Origin of the sequence: Arthrobacter sp. StoSoilB20, assembly GCF_019977295.1 — a bacterium.
Taxonomy (GTDB): domain Bacteria; phylum Actinomycetota; class Actinomycetes; order Actinomycetales; family Micrococcaceae; genus Arthrobacter; species Arthrobacter nicotinovorans_A.
In genome coordinates this window covers 2,621,963-2,648,498 of record NZ_AP024651.1, presented here as the reverse complement: position 1 = coordinate 2,648,498, position 26,536 = coordinate 2,621,963, and the positions used below count along the sequence as shown (strand labels likewise).

The window sequence follows — 26,536 nt, the reverse complement described above, 5'->3', positions numbered from 1 at the left end:
GATGGTGTTAGTAAGGACCAACCGGAGGAGAAAAGGCCTGAGGGCCAACACTATGAGTGAATCTTTGAACGGGCGGCTCAGGACCGGCAACGGCAACCAGCAGCCCAACGAGTTCCCGCACACTTTACCGGGCACGCGCACGGAAGTCGTCACGTTCGACAACTCCGACCAGATGGTTCACTCGCTGGGCAGCCACGACGAAGCCCTGAGGTTCATTGAGGAACAGTTCCAGGACGTCAATTTCCATGTTCGTGGCAACGAGCTCTCCATGACCGGTCCCTCCACGGTGATTCCCCGTATCATGCGCCTCCTTGAGGAAGTGCGCGGGTTGGTGGCGAAGGGGACTGTGGTGACCCCCGATATTCTCCAACAGTTGGTGTCCCTGTTGAGGACCCAGTCTGTGCAGAATCCCGCCGATGTTTTGACGCACAACATTCTCTCCAGCCGGGGCAAGACTATCCGTCCCAAGACGCTGAACCAGAAGAACTACGTGGATGCGATCGATGCCAACACGGTGATTTTCGGCATCGGCCCGGCCGGCACGGGCAAGACCTACCTTGCCATGGCCAAGGCTGTGCAGGCGCTCCAGATGAAGGAAGTCAGCAGGATCATCCTGACGCGCCCGGCCGTAGAGGCCGGGGAGCGCCTCGGATTCCTGCCAGGTACGTTGAGCGACAAGATCGATCCGTACCTTCGCCCGCTCTATGACGCCCTCCACGACATGATGGATCCCGAATCCATCCCCAGGCTGATGGCTGCCGGCACCATCGAGGTGGCACCTTTGGCGTACATGCGTGGACGCACCCTTAATGACGCCTTCATCATTCTTGATGAAGCGCAGAACACCACACCCGAACAGATGAAGATGTTCCTGACCCGTCTGGGTTTCGGTTCGAAGATGGTGGTCACCGGGGATGTCACCCAGATCGACCTTCCGCTGGGATCGACGTCGGGCCTTCGGATTGTGCGGGAGATCCTGACCGGCATAGACGACGTCAACTTCTCCATCCTGGAGGCGGCCGACGTCGTTCGCCACCGCCTCGTGGCCGATATCGTCTCCGCCTACAGCACCTGGGATGACGCGCACCGCAAGGACGCACCAGCCAACCATTACAAACGTGGAGAACGTCAATGAGTATTGAAGTCAACAACGAGTCCGGTGTGGCGGTGGACGAAGCCCAGCTGGTGACGTTGTCCCGCTTCATCTTCGAAAGGCTCTACATCCATCCGCAGGCCGAGCTTTCCATTCTCCTGGTCGATGAGCCTGCCATGGAGAAGCTCCACATCGAGCTGATGGATGAGCCTGGTGCCACTGACGTTCTTTCCGTGCCCATGGACGAACTGACCCCCGGAACTCCGGATAGGCCCACTCCGCAGGGAATGCTGGGGGACATTGCCATCTGTCCCCAGGTGGCCGAAGTCCAGGCACGCAACGCCGGCCACCCCACGCAGGATGAAATGCTGCTCCTGACCACGCATGGCATCCTTCACCTCCTTGGCTTCGACCACGCCGAACCTGAGGAAAAAGAAGAAATGTTCGGTTTGCAGCGGGAACTGCTGTCTGAATTCCTGGGCAAGGATGCCCCCATGGAGACCATGCAGTGACCTGGATCATCCTGGTCGGCATGGCGCTGGTTTTCCTCAGCTTTGTCGCTCTGCTGACAGCTGCCGAGGCTGCTTTCAATTTCCTGCCCCGGCATGAAGCCGAGCAATCAATAGTCCGCAGCAAGGGCAAAGCCCTCAGCGGGATACTGAAGGCCCCCATTGCCCATATGCGCGCCCTGCGTTTCTGGCGGGTGTGGTTCGAAATGGCTGCTGCCGTAGCCGTGGCTGTCGTGCTGCACAGCCTGCTGGACAACGTCTGGCTTGCAGGGCTCGCAGCCACCGGCATCATGGCCGTGATTGGCTTTGTGTTGGTCGGGGTGTCGCCACGGCAACTCGGCAGGGCACATTCCGGCCCGGTGGTCCGGTTCACTGCACCACTGATCCGTTTCCTCTGCTGGATTCTCGGACCCATCCCCGGCTGGCTCGTGGCTTTGGGCCAGGCAGTAGCTCCCGGCGCCCCCAGCGGCGACGACGCATTCGTCAGCGAAGAAGAGTTCCGCGAATTCGTGGACCGGGCCGCCGAGTCGGACATGATCGAGGACAATGAGGCCGAACTCATCCATTCCGTCTTTGATTTCGGTGACACGTTGGTACGTTCCGTCATGGTTCCCCGCACCGATATCGTCAGCATCGGCACGGGCTCGGACCTGGAGACGGCCATGGGCCTCTTTCTTCGGTCCGGGTATTCCAGGATTCCCGTCATCGGCGAAAATACGGACCAAATCCGTGGAATCCTCTATCTGAAGGACGTGGCAGCGGCCATGTACCGGGGCGAGCCCGGGCTGCAAGCGCACGACGTCGACTCGCTCGCCAGGGACGTCCGGTACGTCCCCGAATCAAAGCTCGTCAGTGACCTCCTCCGCGAATTGCAGCAGGAATCAACCCACGTGGCGATCGTGATCGATGAGTACGGTGGTACCGCCGGCCTGGTGACCCTTGAAGACCTCATCGAGGAAATCGTGGGCGAGATCGTGGACGAATACGATGCTGCCGCGGAAGAAGCGGTGGACCTTGGCGATGGAACATTCCGGGTCAGCGCCCGCATGAGCATCGATGACCTCGGCGAATTGTTCGACATCGATCTCGACGACGACGAGGTTGACACCGTGGGCGGACTCCTCGCCAAGGCCTTGGGGCAGGTCCCGATTGTGGGCAGTTCCGTTGATGTGGATGGAATATCGCTCAGGGCCGATAGGCTTGAGGGTCGCCGAAACAGGGTCAGCCACATCATTGCGGCAGCCATGCCAAAGGAAGACACTGACTTTGAAGACCTACTCGATGACGCCGACTCAACGCAACAGGGAGTTCCACGTGAGCAAGCAAAATAAGATGTTCGATGCCGATAGTGACTTCGGTGGCTTCCACGCAGGCTTCTCTGTGCTGGTGGGCCGGCCGAACGCGGGCAAGTCGACTTTGACCAACGCCTTGGTCGGCCAGAAGGTGGCCATTACCTCGGCCAAACCGCAGACCACCCGGCATACGATCCGTGGCATCGTCCACCGCGACGATGCGCAGCTGATCCTGGTGGACACCCCTGGGCTGCACAGGCCCCGCACCTTGCTGGGTAAGCGCCTCAACGAACTCGTGGCTGACACGTTGGCCGAAGTGGACGCCATCGGATTCTGCCTGCCGGCCAACGAGAAAATTGGTCCCGGCGACAAATACATCGCAGCTCAGCTGGCTGCTGTGGGCAGGAAGCCGATCGTTGCCCTGGTGACCAAAACCGACCTTGTAGACCGTCAGGCATTGACGGAGCAGTTGCTCGCAGTCGCTGCCCTGGGACGGGACGTCCTGGGCGAGCAGGGCTGGGCCGACATTGTGCCCGTTTCCGCCGCGGACGGCTTCCAAGTGTCCACAGTCGCGGACGTCTTGATCAGCCATATGCCGTCGTCGCCACCGCTGTACCCGGATGGTGAACTGACGGACGAACCCGAGGCCGTCATGATTGCCGAACTTATCCGGGAGGCCGCCCTGGAAGGTGTCCGGGACGAACTTCCCCATTCCCTGGCCGTGGTGGTCGAGGAGATCGTTCCGCGTGAGGGCCGCACCGAGGACAACCCCCTCCTGGATGTTCGGGTCAACCTCTATGTTGAGCGACCCTCGCAGAAGGCCATCATCATTGGTAAGGGTGGAAGCCGGCTCCGTGAAGTTGGAACCAACGCCCGCAAGGGCATTGAGACCCTTCTTGGCACGCGGATCTATCTGGATCTTCACGTAAAGGTGGCCAAGGACTGGCAGCGCGACCCCAAGCAATTGGTCAAACTGGGGTTCTAGCGGCAGGGACACGCCCCGGCATCATGGAGACGCGATAAGGAACTTCCCAGACTCGGCAACTATGATTGCGGGAATCCACGTGTTTGAGGAAAGGTAAACCGAATAGTGCGACGTCGTGACGCCCGCCCGCAGGGCACCGGCACCGCTGACTCCATTGCGGGTCGCCATGGAGAGGATGCCGAAGGCACTCCCCGCCACATGAGGCCCCGCAAGGGCCTTCCGTTGTGGCTGAAGATCGTCACCGGCGTGGTCTCAGTGGCTCTGGTTGCAGGTGTTGCCTTTGCCGCATTTTGGTTCATCCGGTTGCAGAGCAATATCACCAAGGCTCCGCTGAGTGCCGGTGAAACCCGCGACAGCGGGGATGCCCTTGCCAACGACAAATCCGATCGCCTGCAAATCCTTATCCTCGGTTCCGATACCCGTGACGGGAAGAACTCGGAGTACGGAAGCACGGAAGACTCCACCGGCTACGGCCATTCGGACGTCATGATGATGCTGGATATTTCAGCAGACAACAAGCGTGTCAGCGTCATGAGCTTCCCGCGTGACTTGCTGGTGGATGTGCCCCAGTGCACGGACCGGACCAACAACCAGACGTTCCCCGCCCGCAGCGGCGTGATGATCAACGAGGCCATGGCTGAAGCGGGTATTGGTTGCGCCGTTGACACGGTGAACAAACTGACCGGCCTGGAAATCGACCACTTCATGATGGCTGACTTCAATGCCGTCAAGGAGTTGTCCCACGCTGTTGGCGGTGTCAATGTCTGCGTCAGTGACCCCGTATTTGATCCGGACTCACGCCTTCGCTTGCCGAAGGGTGATTCCTTGGTCGAAGGCGAACAGGCCCTGGCCTTCCTTCGGACCCGCCACGCTTTCGGCGATGGTGGCGATCTTGGGCGCATCAAGGGACAGCAGGCCTTCCTTTCATCCTTGACGAGGAAGCTTAAGGGCGAAGGAACGCTGGGCAACCCGCAGCGACTCCTGCAGATCGCCGACGTCGTCACCCAGAACCTCACCGTTGATGAGGGCCTCGCGTCGGTGCCTTCGTTGCTGACCATTGGCGGACGACTGAAGGACATCGATGTGTCCAAAGTTGCCTTCGTTGCCGTACCCACCCAGGCCGCAGCAGTGGATCCAAACAGGCTTGAGCTTGTTGAGCCACAGGCCTCACAGTTGTTTGCAGCCTTGCGTGCCGACCTTGACCTGACTACGCCCGGTGCAACGTCGTCTCCTGCCGCCACTGAAACTCCCGGAGCGCAGCCCACAGCCTCTACCCCCGCGGCCCCCGCCTATGACAAGGCCATCCAACCTGTCGCGGTCGCCAACGGCAGCGGCGTTGCTGCACGTGCCCAGGAGATCATGGCCGTACTGACGGGCAATGGCTTCACCCAGGCTGTGTCCTATCTTGCAAACCCCGTGGACCAGACCGTGGTCTACTACGGAGCCGGCTTCGCGGACGTCGCCGCGGACGTGGCCGCGCTGTACGGCATTCCAGCTGCCCAGGTTCAGGAAGCGCCCGGCGTAGCAGGGGTACAGCTCTATGTCGGAACCGACTTCGGAACAGGCACCGCCTATGGAGCAACCTCGGTGCCCCCGGACGTGGTCAACCAGACCGCCAGCGACGCAGTCTGCCAAGAAGTCAATCCGCTGTACATCGACCAATAGGGCGGCACCAACGCCACCAACGTCACCTATCGGAAAGGCCGGGCCGGTTCTTCACGAACCGGCCCGGCCTTTTTCCTGCCGTTTTTACCAGATGCTGACTCGGTCTCCGGGCTCCATCCACATGCCATCGGCTGGGCTGACCTCGAATGCTTCATGGAACGCGCCAAGGTTGCGGGCGATGGCATTGGTGCGGAACTCGTTGGGGGAGTGTGGATCCGTCGCCAGGCGTCGGATCGCCTCTTCACGCCGGATAACCTGCCGCCAACCCGCTGCCCAGGACATGAAGAAGCGCTGCTGGCCAGTGAACCCGTCGATCACTTCGGGTTCTTCGCCACCAAGACTGAGCAGGTACGCCTTGTAGGCAATGGTCAGGCCTCCGAGGTCACCAATGTTCTCACCGAGGGTGAGTTTGCCGTTGACCTTGTGTTCGGGCGCTGCATAAGGGGACAGGGCGTCGTATTGGGCCACCAATTTGGCGGTCAGTGCTTCGAAAGCGGTCCGGTCCTCTTCAGTCCACCAGTTGCGAAGTGCCCCGCTGCCATCGAACTGCGATCCTTGGTCATCAAAGCCGTGGCCGATCTCATGACCGATCACTGCCCCGATTCCGCCGTAGTTCACGGCATCATCTGCCTCCGCCGTAAAGAATGGCGGTTGGAGGATGGCCGCCGGGAAGACGATCTCATTGAGCATGGGGTGGTAATAGGCGTTGACGGTCTGGGGAGTCATGAGCCATTTGTTCAGGTCTACGGGTTTGCCAATTTCGTCCAGGTGGCGGTCGACATCAGCATCGTGGGCGCGCTCCACATTGCCCAGCAGGTCTGATGGATCGATGACGACGGCAGAGTAGTCGATCCACTTTTCGGGAAAACCGATTTTTGGACGGAATGCTTCCAGCTTCTTGAGCGCCTCCTTCTTGGTTTCCCCGCCCATCCACGACAGGGAAGAGATGCTCTCACGGTAGGCCTCGATCAGGTTGGCAACCAGCGTCTCCATCCTCGCCTTATGGCCGGCCGGAAAGTGGCGCTCCACATATATCTGTCCGACGGCTTCGCCGAGGGCAGCTTCGACGACGGCCACGCCACGCTTCCAGCGCTCCTTGTTCCGGGGCGTGCCGCTGAGTGTGGTGCCATAGAACGCAAAGTTGGTGTTCACAAATTCGGACGAGAGGTATGGGGCCGCCGAGCTGAGCACCCTGAGCGTGAGCCATTCCTTCCATGTTTCCAAGGGCTCGGACTCCAGGAGCCCTGCTGCACCGGTGAAGAAGTCCGGGGTGCTGACAACGATCTCGCTGCGCTTGGCTGGGTCAACACGCGCTGCCTGGAACCATGTGTCCAGCAGCGGGAACAGTTCCGATGCCTCGGCTGCCGTCTTGAGGTTGTACGTCTTCTGGGGATCCCGCAGCGTGACATTGTCCCAATGGTGTGTGGCCAGGGCTGTCTCGAGGGCGAGGATGCGCGCCGCGGCTGCTTCGGAATCCGGGATATCTGCCAAGGCGAGCAACTTGGCGATGTACTCACCATAGGCCGATACGATTCCGGCAAACTTCTCTTCGCGGTAATAGGACTCGTCAGGCAGTCCGAGGCCGCCCTGCCCGATGTACAACAGGATGCGCTCGGGATTGCCGGCGTCGGGGGCCGGGTAGATGGAGAAGAGCCCGGAGACATCGGACCGGAACAGGCGGCCGATCAGGGCAGCGAATTCCTGGGTTGATTTCACGGCATGGACTTCATCGAGCCGGCCACGGATCGGTTCGATGCCCTTTGCCTCTGCTGTTGCCTCATCCATGAAGCTCGCATAAAGCCCGCCAACCTGCTGCTCGACCCCGGTTGCCGACGCGCCTTTGCCTGCCGCTTCCTCGATGATCGCCTTGACGGCCAGCTCGGCTCCGTCCCGCAAAGCGGTGAACGTGCCTTCCAGCGGCCGGTCATCAGGGATGGTTGTGCTGTTGAGCCACGCGCCGTTGACGTGCTGGTAGAGGTCGTCCTGGGGCCGGACGCTGTGATCTATGTTCGAAAGAGTGATCCCCGACTGTGGCACTGTGGCTCCTTGTGTGGACACAGCAGCCGGCGTTGGCACCGTCGCTGCGTCTGCATAGTGGACGTTGCATGAGGTGTTGCACTGTCATCATACGCATCGTGTTACTGTGATTTTGTGCGTACGGCGATGCTTCTTCTTAGCTGCCGCGGCGGGGCCTGAAAGCTATCTGAAGCTGGGCCATCCTCGCCGCGGAGTTCCGTTGTGTCCGGCTAAGCTTTCATTTAGTTCTTACAGAAAAGGCCACACGTCATGCGTAATGCACAAAAGCCCTCCGGTATGCCGATTCACCGCTACCTGCCGTTCCAGGACCAAATCACCGTCGAAGTTCCTGACCGCACTTGGCCGGATAAAGTCATCACCAAGGCCCCACGTTGGTGCGCGGTTGACCTGCGCGATGGAAACCAGGCCCTGATCGATCCCATGAGCCCTGCCCGCAAGCTGAAGATGTTCCAGCTGCTCGTGAAGATGGGCTACAAGGAAATCGAAGTTGGATTCCCTTCCGCGTCGCAGACCGACTTCGACTTCGTACGCCAACTCATTGAAGGCGGCCACATTCCCGATGACGTCAGCATCCAGGTGTTGACCCAGGCGCGTGAGCACCTGATCGAGAGGACCTACGAGTCTTTGGTGGGCGCCAAGCAGGCGATCGTCCACCTGTATAACTCCACGTCCGTGCTGCAAAGGCGCGTGGTCTTTAACCAGGACGAAGACGGAATCCTGGATATCGCATTGCAGGGCGCCCGCCTGTGCAAGAAGTACGAAGAGACGCTGGAAGATACCCACATCACTTATGAATACTCGCCGGAGTCCTTCACGGGCACCGAGCTCGAGTACGCCGCCCGCGTCTGCAATGCCATTGCCGATGTCTTTGAGGCCTCTGCGGACAACCAGGTCATCATCAACCTGCCGGCCACGGTAGAGATGGCCACCCCGAATGTCTATGCCGACTCCATCGAGTGGATGCACCGTAATCTGCATCCGCGTGAGGGAATCATCATTTCGCTTCACCCGCACAACGACCGCGGTACGGGTGTGGCTGCTGCCGAGCTCGGCTACCTGGCAGGTGCTGATCGAATTGAAGGCTGCTTGTTCGGCAACGGTGAGCGCACCGGCAACGTTGACCTGGTAACGCTGGGCTTGAACATGTTCGTCCAGGGCGTGGACCCCATGATCGATTTCTCCGACATCGATGAAGTCCGCCGTACGGTGGAGTACTGCAACCAGTTGCCGGTTCCGGAACGTTCGCCATACGGTGGCGACCTAGTCTTCACCGCGTTCTCCGGTTCTCACCAGGACGCCATCAAGAAGGGTTTTGAGGCCCTGGAGAAAGACGCCGCTGCAGCCGGCAAAACCGTGGATGAGTTCACCTGGCAGGTCCCGTACCTGCCCGTTGATCCCAAGGACCTCGGACGCAGCTACGAAGCCGTTATCCGTGTCAACTCGCAATCAGGCAAGGGCGGGGTTGCCTACCTGTTGAAGAATGAGCACAACCTGGACCTGCCGCGACGGGCCCAGATTGAATTTTCCGGAGTCATCCAGCGGCGCACCGATGCCGTGGGTGGCGAAGTCAGCGGCGCGCAACTGTGGCAGGTCTTCCAGGATGAATACCTGCCCTCCGATGAGGAACAGGCCCAGTGGGGCCGTTACGCGTTGGGCAGCGTGAGCACCGAGACCGATGAATCCGGCGCCATGACAATGAACGCCAGCCTGCGGATCGACGGTGTGGAGGTTCGACGGACCGGGCACGGCAATGGTCCCATCGCTGCACTGCTGGACATCCTCCACCATGACGGCGTTGATGTCCGAGTGCTGGATTACAGCGAACACGCGCTGTCCGAAGGCGGCAGTGCCAGCGCCGCAGCCTACGTTGAGTGTGCCGTTGGCGAACGGGTCCTGTGGGGTGTGGGTATCGACCCCAGCACCACCACTTCGTCCCTCAAGGCCCTGATTTCGGCCGTGAACCGGGCTGTGCGGGACGCCCGGGCGTAAGGTATCCCACCGTGTGGTGACGGGAAATACCGTCACCACACGGTTCGGCAGTCGCCCAGCGGTCCAGTCATAGTGCGAAGATTAGTTGTGGCCAATCCGTCGTTTGCAGCACGGTCCTACAGGGACGATGCCGTGGTGCTCCGCACCCACAAGCTGGGCGAGGCGGATCGCATCATCACCCTCCTGACCAAACACCATGGGCAAGTGCGTGCCGTTGCCAAGGGCGTGCGGAGGACCAGCAGCCGTTTCGGAGCCCGCCTTGAGCCTTTCATGGTGGCGGATCTGCAGCTTGTCTCAGGACGCACTCTGGACATCGTCACGCAGGCCGTGGCCAAGGGTGCGTACGGCAGCAGTATTGCTGCCGACTATGGCCGGTTCACCGTAGCTGCAGCCATGACGGAAACCGCCGAGAAACTCACCGATGCCGATACCGAATCCGGGACCGCGCAGTACAACCTGCTGGTGGGCGCACTGGCCGCTTTGAGCCGTTCAGACCATCCACCCGAACTGATCCTGGACTCGTACCTGCTCAGGGCTTTGGCCACTGGAGGTTGGGCTCCCAGCTTTACTGATTGCGCCCGGTGCGGCCGGCCGGGTCCGCACACCGCCTTTGCCGCTCCTGTTGGTGGCATGGTGTGCAGCGACTGCCGCCCGCCGGGCTCGCCGGCGCCGGCTGCGGAGACTGTGGTGTTGCTTGGTGCTTTGCTGACCGGCAACTGGGGGGTTGCCGATGCCTCCGATCCGCGGCATCGACGCGAAGCTGCCGGACTGGTGGCCTCCTATCTGCAATGGCATTTGGAACGGGCGTTGAAATCACTCAAACACGTGGAGCGAAGCTGACAGTGGCACTTGGAAAGAAGAGCACGACGACGACGGCCAGGACGGCACCGGTTCTGGCCCCATACAAGCATTCCTCCGGTGCGGTGCCGCCCCGTATCCCGGAAGAACTCATTCCGCAGCACGTGGCAATTGTCATGGACGGCAACGGGCGCTGGGCAAACCAGCGCGGGCTGCCACGCATTGAGGGGCACAAAGCCGGAGAGCCGGCACTTCTTGATGTGATGGCCGGCGCGATCGAACTCGGAATCAAGTATGTCAGCGTGTATGCCTTTTCAACCGAGAATTGGAGGCGTTCGCCCGAGGAAATCCGTTTCCTGATGGGATTTAACAAAGATGTACTAAGACGCCAGCGAAACCAGCTTGACGAGTGGGGAGTGCGCATCCGTTGGGCCGGCCGGCGTCCAAAACTGTGGGGGTCGGTCATCAAGGAACTCGAGGAAGCCGAGGAATATACCAAGGCCAACGACACCTGCACGTTGACCATGTGTGTTAATTACGGCGGACGCGCCGAGATTGCCGATGCCGTCTCCGCCATCGCCCACGATGTCGCAGCGGGTCGCTTGAAACCAGGATCGGTGTCGGAGAAAACCATCCAGAAATACCTGGATGAGCCTGACCTGCCTGATGTTGACCTTTTCCTCCGCAGTTCCGGAGAGCAGCGGCTCTCCAATTTCCTGCTGTGGCAGTCGGCCTACGCTGAGTTCGTCTTCATGGACACGTTGTGGCCGGATGTCGACCGGCGGACGTTGTGGGACGCCGTCGAGATTTATGCCAAGCGCGACAGGCGCTATGGCGGTGCCGTGGATGCCGCCGCCGCGGGCAAGTAGCACGCCCCTGCTACATCAATAGGGGTACGCGGCCAGCCAGACAGCTACATCGCGATACGCCTGCTGCCGCACAGTGCGCCTTGACAGGAACACATCATGGAGTGCCCCCGGGTACCGGAAGACGGCGGTGCGGCGGGCCAAACCAAGCGCCCTCCGCGAGGTTTCCTCGACGTCGATGACCGCATCGGCACGCATCAAGTCAGGCGTCCATTCAGCTTGGATGCGTGTCCGGCCTGACAACAGGACCAAGACGGGTGCGTCGATATTGAGCTTTCGTTCCACGGCAGCGTGCCCGGCCAGGACGGCCTTGGTCCACCCGGCACGAATAGGGAACGAAGCCCGCGGGCGCCACAGGGGATCCAGGATCCATTCGCCATGTGCTTCATTGCTGACGCTCTCCCAATAAGCCGGCATCTCAGGAAAGCGGAACGGGCGCTTGGGGTCGGTGCGTGCAAATGGTTCCACCAAGTGCATTGCGATGCTGCGGACAAGGCTGCTGCCCTGAAGCTCAAGCCATGGCGAATTCAAGACCAAAGTACCCAGACGGCCCGGGTTGCGATCAGCCCAGAGCGCCGCTATGAGTCCGCCCAGGGAATGGGCCAGCATGTGGATGGTCGGCGGCGTGGCGTTGCCGGTCCGAACAGCTACGTCCCTTTCAACCTCCAGCAGCCCCGCAGCCAGGTCCTCGTCGTAGGCATTGAGGTCCGTGACGTAGCCCGGGGTCTGCCCGGGCAAAAGGCTGCGGCCGAATTTCCGAAGGTCCAGTGCGTAGAAGTGAAAGCCCGACGCCGTGAGGTACTCCGCCAGCTCGGTCTGGAGGAAGTAGTCCGCCCAACCGTGCAGATAGAGGACAACCCGGGGTGCTCCGCCTGGGTCGGCCGCAACTGCCCGGCGCTTTCTTTTGGTGAAAGTTGACAGGAAGTCCAGGATGCCATTCTGGGAAGCCTGGGGTGCGGGTGGGGCGTACCGGATGAGGGTGGCATGGACGGGGCCTTCGTCGTCAGGCTTCAGTGGAAGGTCAAGGCATTCGTAACCGTGGCCCAGGACGTCCCGTCGCCATTGGGTCGGGCTCTCCTCTGTGGTGTTCATTCGTCCCCCTGATGAATGTCCGCCGGCACATCGGCCTGCATGAAACCTTTGATCCAGCGCGCGAGCCTGGCGTACGCGTCCTTCCGCACAGCAGGTGCCGAAAGGAAAACGTCGTGGAGGCCGCCGTCGATGCGTTCCAAAGTTACGCTCCGGCCCAGTGCCATGGCCCTGAGCGCAATGACGCTGACATCCAGCACGGCATCCGAACGGCGCATGGATTCGCGCCACACCATTCCATTGGCGCTGGCCGAAGATGTCAGGACAAGGACCGGAATATCCAGGTTCAGCCCGCGGGCAACCTGTGCATGCCCGGCGAATACGGCGCTGAGCCAGCCGGCGCGGACCGGGAAAGCCAGCGGCGGACGGTACTTTTCATCCAACGCCCATTCACCCTCCGCAGTGCTGCTGATGCTCCGGAAGTAAAAACCCCTCTCCGGCAGCCTCAGGACGGTTTCGGGCCGTAGTTTGGCAAGGGGAGCCACCATTGCCTGCGCCGTCCGCCGCACCAGCGAACTGCCGTGCATTTCCAACCAAGGGCTGTCAAGGATCAGGAACTGGACGGACTTCGGATGGCGGCTGGCCCACAGTGCGGCTATCAGTCCCCCCGTCGAGTGCCCCATCAGGGTCACTTTGCCCGAAAGCGAAGAACCGGCGTCGGCCTTGATGACGGCAAGCGCCTGGTCAATTTCGGCATCGTAGTCCATCAGGTTTGCCACGTAGCCGCCGGGCATGTCGCTCTGCAGGCTTCGGCCGTGATTGTGCATGTCCAGGGCGTAGAAATCGTAGCCTTGCCCGGCCCAGAACCTGGCAAGTTCGGTGTTGAAGAAGTAGTCGCTCCAGCCATGCAGAAACAGGACGGCGCCGTAGGAACGCGGAACGATGTCAGTTGGTTCAGTTGGGTGTTCTTCGGCCCTGTGCCGGATCAGGGTGGCATGGCGGATCACACCGTCAGGTCCTGAGGCATCAATGCCGCAGGATTGGAAGTCTGTTCCCAGGATGTCAGCCGTCCACTCCATGGCTTTAGCTTAGACACTGGCGGCCGCGTCCCGCCCGGCTGCCCTCCCTGTGAACAGGCAGCCGCCAAGGAACGTGCCTTCAAGTGCCCTGTAACCGTGGATGCCACCACCGCCGAACCCTGCGGCCTCACCTGCCGCATAAAGCCCCGGGATGGGCAGTCCGTCGGCATCAAGGACCCGGGAGCGCAAGTCAGTTGCGAGGCCGCCCAGGCTCTTCCTCGTCACCACGGAAAGCCGGATTGCCATAAGGGGGCCATGGGAAGGGTCTGTGAGGCGATGAGGGGGAGCGACCCGCATCAGTTTGTCCGTGGCGAACCGGCGTGCTGCCCGGATCGCGGCAAGTTGGGGATCTTTACCAAGGCCGCTGGTAACTTGGCGGTCGCGGGCTTCGATCAATGATTCGAGCTTCGTCGCTTCAATGAAGGAGTTTCCCGCGAGGTGGTTCATTCGGGAGGCCAGTTCCGCCGGCGATGATGCCTGGATGAAGTCGATGCCTTGATCGATGAAGCGCTGTATGGGCGTGTCGCTTGTTGGTCGTAAACGGGATGCGAGCAGCCGGAGGTCTTTTCCTGTGAGATCGGGGTTCTGTTCCGACCCGGAGAGCGCAAGTTCCTTCAACGCGATGGTTCGGTTCAAGACGAACCATGAATATCCATGTCCCGTTCCCACGATGTGGCGCAGTGCTCCCAGTGAGTCAAAGCCAGGGAAGAGCGGCGCCGGCAATTGGCGGCCTTGGGCATCCAGCCACAGGGACGAAGGCCCGGGCAATATCCGGATTCCGTGCGCGGGCCAGACGGGGTCATAGTTGTAGATGCCTTCGGGGTAGTGCCACATTCGGTCGCCATTTATCAGGGCAGCTCCAACGGCCTCGACTTCCGGGAGGAACCGGCCGTCAACGGAGGCGGGCACTCCGCTCAACATGTCAGCAGGGGCGTTGCCACCGGGCCATTGGCGGCGGACCGCTTCGTGGTTGCCGCCGATGCCTCCCGTGGTGACCACCACAGCTCCGCCATGTGCCGTGAAGGCACCGACAGGCAGCCGCGAGGATGCCTGGCCCCGCACCGCCGTCGAGCTTTCAAGAATCTCGCCCGTCACGCCGGTGACCCGGCCTGCGGTCATGTCCACGGCAAGGGCGCGGTGCCTGAAGTGCAGGCTGATGCGGCCGGCTCGAACGCCCTCCATCACCTTCGCGAGGAAGGGTTCCACCAACGCCGGGCCCGTTCCCCAGGTGACATGGAAGCGGGGGACAGTGTTGCCATGGCCCTGGGCTCCATAGCCTCCGCGTTCAGCCCACTGGACCAAGGGAAAGATACCCACTCCAAGGCTCTTGAGCCAGGCCCGCTTCTCGCCCGCTGCGAAGTGGACATAAGACTCTGCCCACTGGCGGGCATTATTGTCCTGAACCCGGTCGAAGGCAGCTGAGGCAAACCAATCGGAGAGGGCAAGCTCGGCGCTGTCCCTTACGCCAAGCCGCCGTTGTTCGGGGGTGTCCACCAAGAAAAGGCCTCCGAAGGACCAATGGGCCTGGCCTCCCACTGAGGCCTCGGGTTCCTGGTCCAGCACGGCCACCGTCTTGCCGGCGGCATAGGCTGTGGCTGCGGACACCAGGCCCGATAAACCGGCACCCACCACCACGACATCGGCGGTGATGCCGGCAGTGGTCCTGTTGCTGCTCACATGATCTGCGTCACTATTAGTCGGCGGCATGCGTACATGCTAGCGGCATCGTCGGTCACGGGTTTGGTGAGTCGTCCGGAAACCGGAAAACTAGGACCATGCGTGTTTACCCCACATTCTTCAAGCTGGCCTTCTCCTGGATGGATGCCGAAAAGGCCCACAAAATCGGCTTCCAAGGGATCCGGGCGGCCCACCGCTCCGGCGCAGGCCGAATCCTTGCCCGGCTGACGGCACCTGAAGCCTCACTCCGGACAGAGGCGTTGGGCCTGACCTTTCCCTCGCCGTTCGGCCTGGCAGCAGGCTTTGACAAGGAGGGCCACGGCATCGAGGCCCTGGCTGAGCTCGGTTTTGGACACGTAGAGGTGGGCACCATCACCGGGCAGGCGCAGCCGGGCAACGAGCAGCCCCGGTTGTTCCGCCTTATTGAGGACCGCGCAGTGGTGAACCGCATGGGATTCAACAACGACGGCGCCGCGGCCGTTGCGCCGCGGCTCAAGTCCGCGCGGGCCGCCCTGCAAAGAAAACACCCGGACATCCGCCCGGTCATCGGTGTCAACATCGGCAAGACCAAAGCGGTTGAGCTCGAGGACGCCATTGAGGACTACCTCGTAAGTGCGCGCACCCTGGCACCCGCGGCCGACTACCTGGTAGTCAATGTCAGCTCTCCCAACACCCCTGGTCTCCGCCTGCTGCAGAACGTGGAAACCCTCCGCCCCCTCCTGCGGGCCGTGGGAGACGCCGCGGATGAAGCCGCAGGGCGGCACATTCCGTTGCTGGTGAAGATCGCCCCTGACCTGTCCAACGAGGACATTGACGACGTCGCCCGGCTGGCGCTGGATCTTAGGCTGGACGGAATCATCGCCACGAACACCACCATTTCACGCGAGGGACTTGTTTCGGATGCGGCCAAGGTTCAGTCGCTGGGTGCCGGTGGCTTGTCGGGCGCTCCCCTTAAGCAGCGTTCCCTCGAGGTACTGCGCAGGCTCAAGGACGCGGTCGGTGATCAGCTTGTTCTCATCGCGGTAGGGGGAGTGGAGAGCGCCGCTGACGTCCAGGATCGCCTGAATGCAGGCGCGACCCTCGTCCAGGGCTACACAGCCTTCCTTTACGAGGGCCCCTTCTGGGCGTCCCGCATCAACAAGGGCCTCGCTAAAATCCGTTCGAACGCGGGACGGTAGGTCCCCGTGTACGGGCCGGCGGGTCCCTAACGCGGCGGCGAACGTCCACGCGTCCCTGCAGAGCAGGAGCCCAACGTAAAGGAAGACCCCGGACCAATGGTCCGGGGTCTTCCTGTTTCTGTTGGAGTGGGGGCGCTAGGCCGGGTATTGCCCGCGTTTCACCTGGGGCTTGGGAAGCCGGAGCTTACGGAACTGAAGGGCGCGCATGCAGCCGTACCAGACGGACCCGCGTTCCACCTCGCCGAACTTCGCGGTGAGCCGCTTCCGCAGCTGACGGGAAAGAATGAAGACGTCAACGAAGACCGCCAGGAACATGATCCAGAACCCAATGAGGACGTAGCTGATGCCGGCGCTCGTGGGAGGAATGATCAGGGAAATCACCACGAACAGCAATGCCCCGAACATGAGGTACTCGCCCAGGCTGAACCGTGCGTCTACGTAGTCACGTGTGTAACGCTTCTGGGGTCCCTTGTCGCGAAGGGGCAGGAATTTCTCGTCGCCTGTATCCAAGGCCTGCCGCATTTTCTGGCGCTGGTCCTGGATGGCTACCCGCTCCGCAGCCTTGGAGGCCTTGCGGTCATTGGGAACCAGCGGGCGCTTGCGTGCTGCTTCCTGGTCCTTCCGCTTGGGGGTGGGGGTGCCCTTTCCGGCACCTGCCTCCGTGGCGGTGGCGTAGGCCTGGTCTACTACTGATTGAGCGCTGGGCTCTTCCTTTTTGCGTCCGAACACCCCTACAGAATACCCCTCGCGGAGGTGGCGCAGGTTACGTGGACCGCTTGCCCGGACCGACGGCGGCTGGCCGCGCCTGCCATCGCCGCCGAAACCACGGCGGTAAAGTGTGGCCATGACTTCAGCACATGCGGAGATCCCGCAGAACAAGCAAGGGCACGCCGGCACTACTGAAGTGGAGGCACTTACCGTAGCGGTCAACGATTCCTTCAACACCACTTTGGAATCCCTGAAACACCTCGTCAGCATTCCGGGCATTGCCTGGGCAAGCTTCGACCCCAAGGAACTGGACCGCAGCGCCGAGGCTGTGGCCGCATTGGTCAAAGCGACGGGCATGGACGACGTCCGGGTACTGCGTTGCAACAAGGCCGACGGCACCCCAGGTGGCCCGGCCGTCGTCGCGCGCCGTCCGGCCGCGGAGGGTAAGCCGACCATCCTGCTGTATGCCCACCACGATGTCCAGCCTCCGGGGGACAGCAGCCTGTGGAACTCCGAGCCCTTTGTGGCCGAGGAGCGTGAGGGCAGGCTGTACGGTCGCGGTGCGGCAGATGACAAGGCTGGAATCATGGCGCATCTGGCTGCCTACAGTGCCGTGACCAAAGTCCTGGGCGACGGATTTGGGCTGGGTGTGACTTTCTTCTTCGAAGGTGAAGAAGAAGCCGGCTCGCCCACCTTCCGGACCTTCCTGGAGGAACACCAGGAGCTTCTGCGTGCCGATGTCATCGTGGTGGCGGACTCCAGCAACTGGAAAGTCGGTGTTCCCGCGCTGACAACCAGCCTCCGGGGGCTCGTGGATGGCACCTTCGAGGTACGTGTCCTGGACCACGCAGTCCATTCCGGAATGTTCGGCGGACCCGTGCTCGATGCTCCGACCTTGATCTCGCGGCTTATCGCCACCCTGCATGATGACGACGGCAATGTTGCAGTTGATGGCCTGGTGGCCCGCGACGACGTAGCAGTGGATCTGGCCGAAGAGGACTACCGCGCGGACGCTTCAGTGCTCGACGGCGTGAAGCTCGCCGGCAGCGGGACCATCGCTTCCCGCCTGTGGACCAAGCCTGCTCTGTCCATCATCGGCATGGACGTACCGTCAGTCGATGTTGCCTCCAATACCCTGATTCCGGCCGCGCGGGCAAAGTTCAGCATGCGCTTGGCTCCGGGCCAGGATCCGGAGCTTGCCATGGAGGCGCTTAAGGCACACCTTGAGTCCCATGCGCCATTTGGGGCCAAAGTGACGTTCACTCCGGGGGAGCGGGGGAATGCCTTCTCCACCGATACTTCCTCGGCAGCTGCAAAGGTAGCCCTGTGGGCACTTGGCGAGTCATGGGGTGTCCAGCCTGTGGAAATGGGCATTGGCGGTTCCATTCCGTTCATTTCAGATCTCACGGACCTCTATCCGGACGTCCAGATTCTGGTGACGGGAGTGGAAGATCCCGATTCCCGGGCACACAGCGCCAACGAGTCCCTGCACATCGGAGACTTCCGGCACGCAGTACTGGCTGAAGCGTTGATGCTGGCCAGGCTTAATGCTGAGGGACTCGGGGACTGACCACTGCTCTCCCAAGGGAGGCAGGCAGGGAACAACACAATGCTGGGCGTGGTTACGTCAAGAGTTATAGCTAAGCGTCTGTGCGACGTAGCATTAGGTATAACCCGTATGTAATTGGGTAAGGGCGTGCAGCGTTCCGGCGCCGCCGCCAGGAGCTTCATAAGAAGGTAGGCCAATGAGCACTGCAACCAACGAAAACAGCACCGGAGAACAGCTCGTCGCCAACGACGAACTGGCCACGCACGAGGTCAATCTGACCGACGTCGCCGCAGGCAAGGTCCGCAGCCTCCTGGAACAGGAAGGGCGCACCGACCTTCGGCTGCGCGTTGCAGTCCAGCCTGGCGGTTGCTCCGGTCTGATCTACCAGCTCTACTTCGATGAGCGACTGCTTGATGGAGACGCTGTACGTGACTACGACGGCGTTGAGGTCGTAGTGGACAAGATGAGCGTTCCCTACCTCAGTGGTGCCAGCATCGACTTCGAGGACACCATTTCGAAGCAGGGCTTCACCATCGACAACCCGAATGCCGGCGGGTCTTGCGCCTGCGGTGATTCGTTCCACTGATGTGAGCCATCGCCGCATGTCGGCGCCACTTCGGATGGGTTTAAAACCATTCGGAGCCACGGCGCTGACATGTGCGCGAAAACCGCCTGATAGCGGTAAGCTCTACATCGGGTAGTAAAACTTTTAGTGTGCCCGGTGAGCCTTCGGCCTGCCGGGAGACAGCAACAAGAGGAAGGGCCGTCTGTGAGTTCGCAGAACCGAACCGGCAGCCGACGCATAAAGATCACATCGATCACTGGCTTGGCACTAGCCGGCGCGTTGGTTTTGACCGGATGTTCACCAGAGGTAGAGAAGGGTTGGCTGCCTACAGAGCGCGGCACGACCAACCACACTGACCGGATCATGGACCTCTGGGTCAACTCATGGATCGCCGCCTTGGCAGTCGGTATTATCACGTGGGGCCTCCTGGTCTGGTGCATCATCGCTTACCGTCGCCGCAAGGGCACCACGGGATTCCCGAAGCAGCTCAGCTACAACCTGCCGCTTGAGGTCTTCTACTTGACCATCCCGCTGTTCATGGTGCTGGTGTTCTTCTACTTCACCGACCAGGACCAGCGTGCGATCGATGACCGCTCCCAGCCGGCCGACGTCGTTGTTGACGTCCGCGGCAAGCAGTGGGCCTGGGACTTCAACTACAAAAAGGGTGAGGTCGTCAACGAGGACCTCCACGAAGCCGGCGTTCAGGCCCACCTGACCGGCAACGAGGTCGACAAGGAACTGCTCCCCACGCTGTACTTGCCTGTTGGCAAGTCCGTGGACCTGGAGCTGAACTCCCGCGACGTCATCCACTCATTCTGGGTTCCCGCCTTCCTTCAGAAGCGCGACATGATCCCCGGCAAGACGAACTACATCAGGTTCACCCCCACTAAGGAGGGCACCTTCGATGGCAAGTGTGCCGAACTCTGTGGCGAGTACCACTCCGAAATGCTTTTCCGCGTCAAGGTTGTCTCCGAGTCTGAGTTCCAGGCACACATGGACAAGCTTCGCCAGGAAGGCAACACGGGCCTCCTCGGTGCGGAATACGACCGCAACCCGAACCTGAACGAAACCAAGTAAGGGGAGCGACGTGGCTACGTACACTCAATCCGCACCGGGGGTCCTAGAAGCTCCCGTAGTTCCTAAATCCAAGGGACGCATTGTCGTCAACTGGATTACCTCCACCGACCACAAGACCATCGGGTACATGTACCTGATCGCGTCCTTCGTGTTCTTCTGCCTCGGTGGCGTCATGGCGCTGCTGATCCGCGCTGAACTGTTCGAACCCGGAATGCAGATCCTGCAGACCAAAGAGCAGTACAACCAGATGTTCACCATGCACGGCACCGTGATGCTCCTGATGTTTGCGACACCGCTGTTTGCCGGCTTCGCCAACGTGATCATGCCGCTCCAGATCGGTGCCCCCGATGTCGCCTTCCCGCGACTGAACGCCTTGGCCTTCTGGTTCTTCCTGTTCGGTTCCACCATCGCGGTGTCCGGTTTCATCACCCCGCAGGGTGCAGCCTCCTTTGGCTGGTTCGCCTATGCGCCGTTGTCGAATACCACATTCAGCCCAGGAGTCGGTGGAGACCTTTGGGTGTTCGGCCTGGCGCTGTCCGGCTTTGGCACCATCCTTGGTGCTGTCAACTTCATCACCACCATCATCTGCATGCGTGCCCCTGGCATGACCATGTGGCGCATGCCGATCTTCACCTGGAACACGCTTGTTACCGCGATCCTGGTGCTGATGGCCTTCCCGCCGCTGGCCGCCGCACTGTTCGCACTTGGTGCAGACCGCCGCTTTGGTGCCCACATCTTCGATCCCGAGAATGGCGGTGCAGTCCTCTGGCAGCACCTGTTCTGGTTCTTCGGCCACCCCGAGGTGTACATCATCGCCCTGCCGTTCTTCGGCATCGTTTCGGAGATCTTCCCGGTCTTCAGCCGTAAGCCGATCTTCGGTTACAAGGGTCTTGTATACGCGACCATTGCCATCGCGGCGCTGTCCGTCACCGTATGGGCACACCACATGTATGTGACCGGCTCCGTACTGCTGCCGTTCTTCGCCTTCATGACCATGCTGATCGCAGTGCCTACCGGCGTGAAGTTCTTCAACTGGATCGGTACGTTGTGGCAGGGTTCCATCACCTTTGAGACCCCCATGCTCTGGAGCATCGGCTTCCTGGTGACGTTCCTCTTCGGTGGCTTGACGGGTATCATCCTGGCCTCGCCCCCGCTGGACTTCCACGTTTCGGACTCCTACTTCGTGGTGGCCCACTTCCACTACGTGGTCTTCGGCACGGTGGTCTTCGCGATGTTCGCTGGGTTCTACTTCTGGTGGCCCAAATGGACTGGAAAGATGCTCAACGAGCGACTTGGCAAGATCCACTTCTGGCTGCTGTTCCTCGGCTTCCACGGCACCTTCCTGATCCAGCACTGGTTGGGTGTAGAGGGCATGCCGCGCCGTTACGCCGACTACATGCCACAGGACAACTTCACCTGGATGAACCAGTTCTCCACGATTTCCTCCTTCGTTCTGGGAGCTTCGCTCCTGCCGTTCTTCTGGAACGTCTACATCACCTGGCGCAGCAACAAGAAGGTAGAAGTGGATGACCCGTGGGGCTTCGGTGCTTCCCTGGAATGGGCAACATCCTGCCCGCCGCCGCGCCACAACTTCACCTCCTTGCCCCGCATCCGCTCTGAGCGCCCGGCACTGGACCTTCACCACCCTGAGTTGGCCCAGGTCCACACCGCCGAGGCCCCGTCACCCGCAGCAGCTGTTTTGGGTAATGCCGACCAAAGGGACGTCAGCAAATGAAAATTGAATCGTGGCTCTTCGGAGCCGGAGTCTTCTTCTTCGTCCCGGTAGCCATCGCTTACGGCTTCCTGACGGAATGGAACGAATGGGTTGGTGTCCTTGGCATCCTCCTGGTCGGTGGCCTTGCCGGCATGATCGGCGCCTACCTGGGCTTCACTGGCAAGAGGATTGGGCTGCGTCCTGAAGACCGCCCTGACGCAGAGGTGCACGAAGGTGCCGGAGAGCAGGGACACTTCAGCCCCTGGAGCTGGTGGCCCTTGGTTCTTGGTCTGGCGTGTGCCGGTGGATTCCTCGGCCTCGCAATTGGTTTCTGGGTGACCTACGTCGCGGGCGGCCTTGCCATCGTGGCATTGATTGGTTGGGTCTTCGAATACAGCCGTGGAGACCACGCGCACTAGTTCGCATCAGCACCAGTAAGTTTTATAAGAAATGGGCCCCGCCATCCGGCGGGGCCCATTTTGCATACCTGCGATCGACTGCGGCTGCCAGATACGAGCTCAGCGGGCTTCTGTGGCCTCCAGGACGGCCGAAAGAGCTGTCAGTGCGTTCTCGGCTGCTGCAACGCTTTGCCCCGCTGCGAGGGAGTCTGGGGCGACCTCGAGTAGGACCTCACACCCGTGCCCGAAGTCCTCAGTCATGACTTCCAGCAGGGAACGCGCGTCAACCGGCCGACCATCGTGTTTGCGTATGGTGACCGCCAGCCCCGTGTCAGTCACAGCACGCACGAACACTGCTGCTGCCCGGGCATGTAATCCAACTTCCGCGGCAACGATGGCCCTCGACTCCGGCAACCTGGCTCCTTTGGTGAGTTGACGGATGGTCCGTCGCAAAATTGTCCATCCAAGCCTAGCTTCCAAGAACCGCCTGCTCCATACAGGGCTTACGTGGTCTAGACCTGAAGCACCGCTGAATTATCCTTGAAGCATGACTCAATTGTCGGACTGCTGCAGTGCCTGAGGCAGCAAGCATCGCGGGCGAGATTGATCGAACCAGCGGTACTCCAATTTATGTTCAGCTCCGTGAAATCCTTCGGGCGTTCATCGCGCAATCCTGCCCTCCGGGTTCTGCGCTCCCATCAGAGCGGGATCTCTCGGACCGTTTCGGTCTGGCACGGATGACGGTGCGTCAAGCCATTGACGCCCTCGTGGGTGAGGAGGTCCTCGAACGCGTAGTGGGGTTGGGAACTTTCGTCAGGAAGCCAAAACTGGACCTCCAAGTAAAACTGACATCATACAGCGAGGAAATGCAGCGGCGTGGCATGGTCCCTGCGGCGAAAGTCCTGAGCTTCGAGCAGATCTCGGCGAGTGCATTTCTTGCCCGGGAGCTTCAGCTGGAGGAAGGCACCCCACTGGTCCGGTTCAGGAGATTGCTGCTTGCAGACAATGAACCGATGAGCGTGGATGAGAATTTTATTCCGGCGCACCGGGTTCCGGGCCTGTTGGACGAAGCACCTCCAACGTCCCTCTACAACGTACTGAGCGAACGCTTTGGTTTGGTGATGGAGTGGGGCGAAGACATGATCGAGGCCACGGCGGCCTCCCCTTCCACTGCACGGCTGCTCAACGTCGACGTCGGAGCTCCCTTGTTGAAGATCCAACGCCATGCATTCGTGGCACGGGCGATGGTGGACTATTCCGTGTCCTACTACCGGGCCGACCGATACAAGCTCTGGGTGCCCCTGCAGCGCCCAGGCGTCAGGCCCACCCGCAATTACTCCTCCGGGTACCGTACACAGCCCTAGCAGGCACCGGAACGTTCCCAGGGCAAAACCAAGGCCGCGTTAGAGATCCTGACTGCAGTAACACGATGGCTATAAAGAACACCATGGCTATAAAGCAAATGGGAAGGGCCCGGTCCAATGGACCGGGCCCTTCCCATATTTACCCAAGCGTTAGTGGCTCAGGCTCTTTTGGTCTTCGCCAGCTTCAATGGCTTCATGGTGGCCATGCGCGTGGGCGGCTTCGAGCTCTGCCGGTGTTGCCGGAGCAACACGGTCCTCGAAGAACCACTTGGACAGCGCCGCACGCCGTTTTTCCTTGCGGGTGACAACGCCATGCTCGTTCGGTTCTGCCGGCAAGGGAGCCGGTGACTCGAACCCAACAAGCTTGTAGCGCTTGTACTCGTCCAGCGGAGCGTGGACCTCAATGAACTCACCGTGGGGGAGACGGACAATGCGTCCCGTTTCCCGGCCGTGCAGGGCAATCTCACGGTCCTTGCGCTGGAGAGCGAGGGCGATGCGCTTGGTCACTACGAAGGCGATGATCGGGCCAATGAAGAACAGTGTCCGCAGCCAGTAGGTCACATCGTTGAGCGAGACGTGGAAGTGCGTGGCGATGAGGTCCGAACCAGCAGCCGCCCACATCACGCAGTACCAGGTGAAACCTGCAACGCCGATCGCCGTACGGGTGGGGGCGTTGCGGGGACGGTCGAGAACGTGGTGCTCGCGGTTGTCCTTGGTGATCCAACGTTCGATCCACGGGTACATGAACAGAACGGTGAAGATGATGCCTGCGGGTACAAGGGCAGGAAGGAGGACGTTCAAGGTCAGCACACGGCCGAAGATGATCCATTCGAAGTGGAAGTCATTGACGACGCCAGGCATCAAGCGCAGAGCACCGTCAACGAAACCGATGTACCAGTCAGGCTGGGTACCTGCCGACACAGGGGAGGGATCGTAAGGGCCGTAGTTCCAGATCGGGTTGATCGTGAACGCCGCAGCCATCAGTGCCAGAACGCCGAAGACGATGAAGAAGAATCCACCGGCTTTGGCAGCGTAAACCGGGCCAAGCGGGTAGCCCACGACGTTGCCGTCGTTGCGTCCCGGGCCGGGGTACTGGGTGTGCTTGTGGACAACCACCATGAACAGGTGGATCACGATCATCAGGAGGATGAGCGCAGGAACAAGCAGGATGTGCAGCACGTAGAGACGGCCAATGATGGCTGTGCCGGGGAATTCGCCTCCAAAGAGGAAGAACGAGATGTACGTTCCGATCACCGGAATGGACTTGATAACGCCATCGATGATGCGCAGGCCGTTGCCGGAAAGCAGGTCATCGGGGAGCGAGTAGCCAGTGAAGCCGGCTGCCATTGCCAGGATGAGCAGCACACCGCCGACTACCCAGTTCATTTCACGCGGCTTGCGGAAAGCACCCGTAAAGAACACGCGCAGCATGTGGACACCCAGGGAGGCCACGAACAGCAGTGCCGCCCAGTGGTGTACCTGACGCATGAACAGACCGCCGCGGACATCGAAGGAGATGTTCAGGGACGAGCTGTATGCCACGGACATTTCTACGTTGTACAGCGGAGTGTACGAACCCTGGTAGTGGGTTTCCGCCATGGACGGATCGAAGAAGAAGGTCAGGAAGGTACCTGACATCAGCAAGATGACGAAGGAGTACAGCGCCACCTCACCGAACATGAATGACCAGTGGTCGGGGAAGACCTTCCGGCCGAACTCACGCAGGATGCCGGAGCCACCCACACGCTCGTCCACGAAGTTGGTGAAACTACCAACCTTGGTCTTCGGAACGAAGGGGGCTTCAGCTGTTGATGAGGCGCTCATGCTCGTCACGCTCCCAGTAACTCGGTCCTACAGGTTCTCTGAAGTCGCTGGTGGCGACGAGGTAGCCCTCTGCGTCAACTGCGATCGGCAGCTGGGGGAGCGGACGGCTGGCCGGCCCAAAGATGACCTTGCATTCCTGCGTGAGGTCAAATGTGGACTGGTGGCACGGGCACAGAAGGTGGTGCGTCTGCTGCTCGTAGAGAGCAACGGGGCAGCCAACGTGCGTGCAGATCTTGGAGTAGGCAACGATTCCGTTGTAGCTCCAGTTTTCGCGGCCCTCGGAGGGGTTCAAGGAGTTCGGGTCAAGGCGCATCAGCAGGACGACGGCCTTGGCCTTTTCGTTCAGCTTGCCCTCGTGGAGCTCGTTGAGACCTTCAGGGATGACGTGGAACGCTGAACCAATGGTGACATCGGAGGCCTTGATGGGGGTGCCATCAGGGTCGCGGGTCAGGCGCTTGAGCTTTCCGCCCTCCGGAGCCCACATGGTGTGTGCCAAAGCGTCGTCCGGGCGGGGGCCCAGGTCGCCGAAAATGGCGAGAGCAGGCAGCGGGGCAAGCGCAACGGCACCAAGAAGGGTGTTGCGGATCAGCGGGCGGCGCTTGATGCCGGTTTCCTCGACGATGTCGTCGACGATCCGGACAGCTGCCTGGCGATCCTCTTCCGTACGAATGGCGTGGCGTTCTTCAGAGACTTCGTGATCGGGCATGAGGGCCTTGGCCCAGTGCACGATGCCGGTGCCGATGCCAAGCATGGCAAAGGCCGTACCCAGTCCCAGAAGAAGGTTCTGGGTACGGATGGTCGCAATGGTGGTGTCGTCGCCCAGGTCGATGGCGAAATACGCCACCAGGAAGACCAGCGTGCCAATGACGGAGGTGCCAAACAGAATGGCTACCTGACGCTCGGCTCGCTTTGCGGCTACCGGGTCCGTGTCAGCCAGGCGCAAACGATGCGGAGGAAGCCCAGGATCCTGGAACTTCTCCACCTCATTCTGACCAGCCGTAGCTACGGTGCCCGAGTGGTTCGGACTGCCGTCACTATGGTTGCCCATAATTCGCCTCATCCTTCTCTCGTTGTCTCGGCCGGGGCCGAGTTATTTTCAGTTTCAAACTGCTGACAGTGCAGCAGAAGTTTTTGTCGTGT

General features: G+C 61.0%; 23 protein-coding genes. 15 read left to right on the top strand and 8 right to left on the bottom strand.

Annotation, left to right across the window (positions count from 1 at the left end; translation table 11 throughout):
* The first annotated feature begins 52 nt into the window (after positions 1 to 52).
* The 5 genes from LDN85_RS11915 (at position 53) to LDN85_RS11895 (ending at position 5,544) form a co-directional block, all read left to right on the top strand.
* Positions 53 to 1,135, top strand: a complete 1,083-nt coding sequence (locus LDN85_RS11915; protein ID WP_035760675.1) for a PhoH family protein — start codon at positions 53 to 55, stop codon at positions 1,133 to 1,135.
* On the top strand, positions 1,132 to 1,605 hold the full coding sequence (gene ybeY / locus LDN85_RS11910; RefSeq protein ID WP_026540771.1) for an rRNA maturation RNase YbeY: 474 nt from the start codon (positions 1,132 to 1,134) through the stop codon (positions 1,603 to 1,605). Before LDN85_RS11915 ends, ybeY begins: the two co-directional genes overlap by 4 nt.
* The gene (locus LDN85_RS11905; protein WP_026540770.1) at positions 1,602 to 2,933 is read left to right on the top strand and encodes a hemolysin family protein; all 1,332 of its coding nucleotides are present in this window, start codon (positions 1,602 to 1,604) and stop codon (positions 2,931 to 2,933) included. Before ybeY ends, LDN85_RS11905 begins: the two co-directional genes overlap by 4 nt.
* Entirely contained in the window at positions 2,917 to 3,879 is a 963-nt protein-coding gene (gene era, locus LDN85_RS11900; RefSeq protein WP_026540769.1) for a GTPase Era, read from the top strand. Before LDN85_RS11905 ends, era begins: the two co-directional genes overlap by 17 nt.
* A 105-nt stretch (positions 3,880 to 3,984) precedes the next feature.
* The gene (locus tag LDN85_RS11895; RefSeq protein ID WP_026540768.1) at positions 3,985 to 5,544 is read left to right on the top strand and encodes an LCP family protein; all 1,560 of its coding nucleotides are present in this window, start codon (positions 3,985 to 3,987) and stop codon (positions 5,542 to 5,544) included.
* An 84-nt stretch (positions 5,545 to 5,628) separates the two neighbouring features.
* Here LDN85_RS11895 and LDN85_RS11890 read toward each other — a convergent pair whose 3' ends face one another.
* The gene (locus LDN85_RS11890) at positions 5,629 to 7,581 is read right to left on the bottom strand and encodes a M13-type metalloendopeptidase (protein WP_223943178.1); all 1,953 of its coding nucleotides are present in this window, start codon (positions 7,579 to 7,581) and stop codon (positions 5,629 to 5,631) included.
* A gap of 249 nt (positions 7,582 to 7,830) precedes the next feature.
* Between LDN85_RS11890 and leuA the strand changes: the two genes are divergently transcribed.
* From leuA to LDN85_RS11875, 3 genes are all read left to right on the top strand, one after another.
* Positions 7,831 to 9,570, top strand: coding sequence for a 2-isopropylmalate synthase (gene leuA / locus LDN85_RS11885; protein ID WP_026540766.1), 1,740 nt, complete (start codon positions 7,831 to 7,833; stop codon positions 9,568 to 9,570).
* Positions 9,571 to 9,657: 87 nt separating this feature from the next.
* Complete coding sequence (recO, locus tag LDN85_RS11880; RefSeq protein ID WP_026540765.1) at positions 9,658 to 10,410, top strand: DNA repair protein RecO; 753 nt, start codon at positions 9,658 to 9,660, stop codon at positions 10,408 to 10,410.
* Positions 10,411 to 10,412: 2 nt separating this feature from the next.
* Positions 10,413 to 11,237 (top strand): isoprenyl transferase, encoded by an 825-nt coding sequence (locus LDN85_RS11875; RefSeq protein WP_026546861.1) that lies wholly within the window; start codon positions 10,413 to 10,415, stop codon positions 11,235 to 11,237.
* A 15-nt stretch (positions 11,238 to 11,252) separates the two neighbouring features.
* Here the strand turns inward: LDN85_RS11875 and LDN85_RS11870 are convergent, their stop codons facing one another.
* From LDN85_RS11870 to LDN85_RS11860, 3 genes are read right to left on the bottom strand one after another with little or no spacing between them, the layout of a single operon-like run.
* Positions 11,253 to 12,326 (bottom strand): alpha/beta hydrolase, encoded by a 1,074-nt coding sequence (locus LDN85_RS11870; protein WP_223943177.1) that lies wholly within the window; start codon positions 12,324 to 12,326, stop codon positions 11,253 to 11,255.
* Positions 12,323 to 13,342 carry an alpha/beta hydrolase gene (locus tag LDN85_RS11865; protein WP_026546859.1) on the bottom strand — a complete coding sequence of 340 codons (1,020 nt, stop codon included), beginning with the start codon at positions 13,340 to 13,342 and terminating at the stop codon, positions 12,323 to 12,325. Before LDN85_RS11865 ends, LDN85_RS11870 begins: the two co-directional genes overlap by 4 nt.
* 9 nt (positions 13,343 to 13,351) lie before the next feature.
* Complete coding sequence (locus tag LDN85_RS11860) at positions 13,352 to 15,049, bottom strand: FAD-binding dehydrogenase (RefSeq protein ID WP_223943176.1); 1,698 nt, start codon at positions 15,047 to 15,049, stop codon at positions 13,352 to 13,354.
* A gap of 68 nt (positions 15,050 to 15,117) precedes the next feature.
* On the opposite strand from LDN85_RS11860, the gene LDN85_RS11855 reads away from it, so the two are divergent.
* The gene (locus tag LDN85_RS11855) at positions 15,118 to 16,197 is read left to right on the top strand and encodes a quinone-dependent dihydroorotate dehydrogenase (protein WP_223943175.1); all 1,080 of its coding nucleotides are present in this window, start codon (positions 15,118 to 15,120) and stop codon (positions 16,195 to 16,197) included.
* Positions 16,198 to 16,332: 135 nt separating this feature from the next.
* Here the strand turns inward: LDN85_RS11855 and LDN85_RS11850 are convergent, their stop codons facing one another.
* Positions 16,333 to 16,926: a DUF3043 domain-containing protein gene (locus tag LDN85_RS11850; RefSeq protein WP_026540759.1), complete on the bottom strand. Its 594-nt coding sequence runs from the start codon at positions 16,924 to 16,926 to the stop codon at positions 16,333 to 16,335.
* A 115-nt stretch (positions 16,927 to 17,041) separates the two neighbouring features.
* On the opposite strand from LDN85_RS11850, the gene LDN85_RS11845 reads away from it, so the two are divergent.
* The 5 genes from LDN85_RS11845 to LDN85_RS11825 all read left to right on the top strand — a co-directional run bounded on the left by LDN85_RS11845 (position 17,042) and on the right by LDN85_RS11825 (position 22,229).
* Complete coding sequence (locus LDN85_RS11845) at positions 17,042 to 18,475, top strand: dipeptidase (protein ID WP_223943174.1); 1,434 nt, start codon at positions 17,042 to 17,044, stop codon at positions 18,473 to 18,475.
* Between the two features lie 175 nt (positions 18,476 to 18,650).
* The gene (locus tag LDN85_RS11840; RefSeq protein WP_026540757.1) at positions 18,651 to 19,040 is read left to right on the top strand and encodes an iron-sulfur cluster assembly accessory protein; all 390 of its coding nucleotides are present in this window, start codon (positions 18,651 to 18,653) and stop codon (positions 19,038 to 19,040) included.
* A 183-nt stretch (positions 19,041 to 19,223) separates the two neighbouring features.
* On the top strand, positions 19,224 to 20,096 hold the full coding sequence (gene coxB, locus LDN85_RS11835) for a cytochrome c oxidase subunit II (RefSeq protein ID WP_026540756.1): 873 nt from the start codon (positions 19,224 to 19,226) through the stop codon (positions 20,094 to 20,096).
* 10 nt (positions 20,097 to 20,106) lie between these two features.
* A complete protein-coding gene (ctaD, locus tag LDN85_RS11830; protein ID WP_011774899.1) occupies positions 20,107 to 21,831 on the top strand; it encodes a cytochrome c oxidase subunit I in 1,725 nt (574 codons plus the stop codon).
* Positions 21,828 to 22,229 (top strand): cytochrome c oxidase subunit 4, encoded by a 402-nt coding sequence (locus LDN85_RS11825; RefSeq protein ID WP_026540755.1) that lies wholly within the window; start codon positions 21,828 to 21,830, stop codon positions 22,227 to 22,229. The genes ctaD and LDN85_RS11825 overlap by 4 nt, the downstream gene beginning before the upstream one ends.
* Before the next feature lie 99 nt (positions 22,230 to 22,328).
* Here LDN85_RS11825 and LDN85_RS11820 read toward each other — a convergent pair whose 3' ends face one another.
* Entirely contained in the window at positions 22,329 to 22,622 is a 294-nt protein-coding gene (locus tag LDN85_RS11820) for an HPr family phosphocarrier protein (protein ID WP_026546854.1), read from the bottom strand.
* A gap of 158 nt (positions 22,623 to 22,780) precedes the next feature.
* Between LDN85_RS11820 and LDN85_RS11815 the strand changes: the two genes are divergently transcribed.
* On the top strand, positions 22,781 to 23,572 hold the full coding sequence (locus LDN85_RS11815; protein ID WP_026540753.1) for a GntR family transcriptional regulator: 792 nt from the start codon (positions 22,781 to 22,783) through the stop codon (positions 23,570 to 23,572).
* Between the two features lie 150 nt (positions 23,573 to 23,722).
* On the opposite strand, the gene LDN85_RS11810 is transcribed toward LDN85_RS11815, so the two are convergent.
* The gene (locus LDN85_RS11810; RefSeq protein WP_026540752.1) at positions 23,723 to 25,396 is read right to left on the bottom strand and encodes a ubiquinol-cytochrome c reductase cytochrome b subunit; all 1,674 of its coding nucleotides are present in this window, start codon (positions 25,394 to 25,396) and stop codon (positions 23,723 to 23,725) included.
* The gene (locus LDN85_RS11805; RefSeq protein ID WP_026540751.1) at positions 25,374 to 26,444 is read right to left on the bottom strand and encodes a Rieske 2Fe-2S domain-containing protein; all 1,071 of its coding nucleotides are present in this window, start codon (positions 26,442 to 26,444) and stop codon (positions 25,374 to 25,376) included. The genes LDN85_RS11810 and LDN85_RS11805 overlap by 23 nt, the downstream gene beginning before the upstream one ends.
* Positions 26,445 to 26,536 lie beyond the last annotated feature (92 nt).

What these genes read in the sequence shown, in the direction of transcription:
- LDN85_RS11915 (WP_035760675.1), top strand. Translation starts at nt 53, where the DNA reads ATGAGTGAATCTTTGAACGGGCGGCTCAGGACCGGCAACGGCAACCAG.
- ybeY (WP_026540771.1), top strand. Translation starts at nt 1,132, where the DNA reads ATGAGTATTGAAGTCAACAACGAGTCCGGTGTGGCGGTGGACGAAGCC.
- leuA (WP_026540766.1), top strand. Translation starts at nt 7,831, where the DNA reads ATGCGTAATGCACAAAAGCCCTCCGGTATGCCGATTCACCGCTACCTG.
- LDN85_RS11870 (WP_223943177.1), bottom strand. Translation starts at nt 12,326, where the DNA reads ATGAACACCACAGAGGAGAGCCCGACCCAATGGCGACGGGACGTCCTG.
- LDN85_RS11865 (WP_026546859.1), bottom strand. Translation starts at nt 13,342, where the DNA reads ATGGAGTGGACGGCTGACATCCTGGGAACAGACTTCCAATCCTGCGGC.
- LDN85_RS11860 (WP_223943176.1), bottom strand. Translation starts at nt 15,049, where the DNA reads ATGCCGCCGACTAATAGTGACGCAGATCATGTGAGCAGCAACAGGACC.
- LDN85_RS11855 (WP_223943175.1), top strand. Translation starts at nt 15,118, where the DNA reads ATGCGTGTTTACCCCACATTCTTCAAGCTGGCCTTCTCCTGGATGGAT.
- LDN85_RS11845 (WP_223943174.1), top strand. Translation starts at nt 17,042, where the DNA reads ATGACTTCAGCACATGCGGAGATCCCGCAGAACAAGCAAGGGCACGCC.
- LDN85_RS11840 (WP_026540757.1), top strand. Translation starts at nt 18,651, where the DNA reads ATGAGCACTGCAACCAACGAAAACAGCACCGGAGAACAGCTCGTCGCC.
- LDN85_RS11825 (WP_026540755.1), top strand. Translation starts at nt 21,828, where the DNA reads ATGAAAATTGAATCGTGGCTCTTCGGAGCCGGAGTCTTCTTCTTCGTC.
- LDN85_RS11810 (WP_026540752.1), bottom strand. Translation starts at nt 25,396, where the DNA reads ATGAGCGCCTCATCAACAGCTGAAGCCCCCTTCGTTCCGAAGACCAAG.
- LDN85_RS11805 (WP_026540751.1), bottom strand. Translation starts at nt 26,444, where the DNA reads ATGGGCAACCATAGTGACGGCAGTCCGAACCACTCGGGCACCGTAGCT.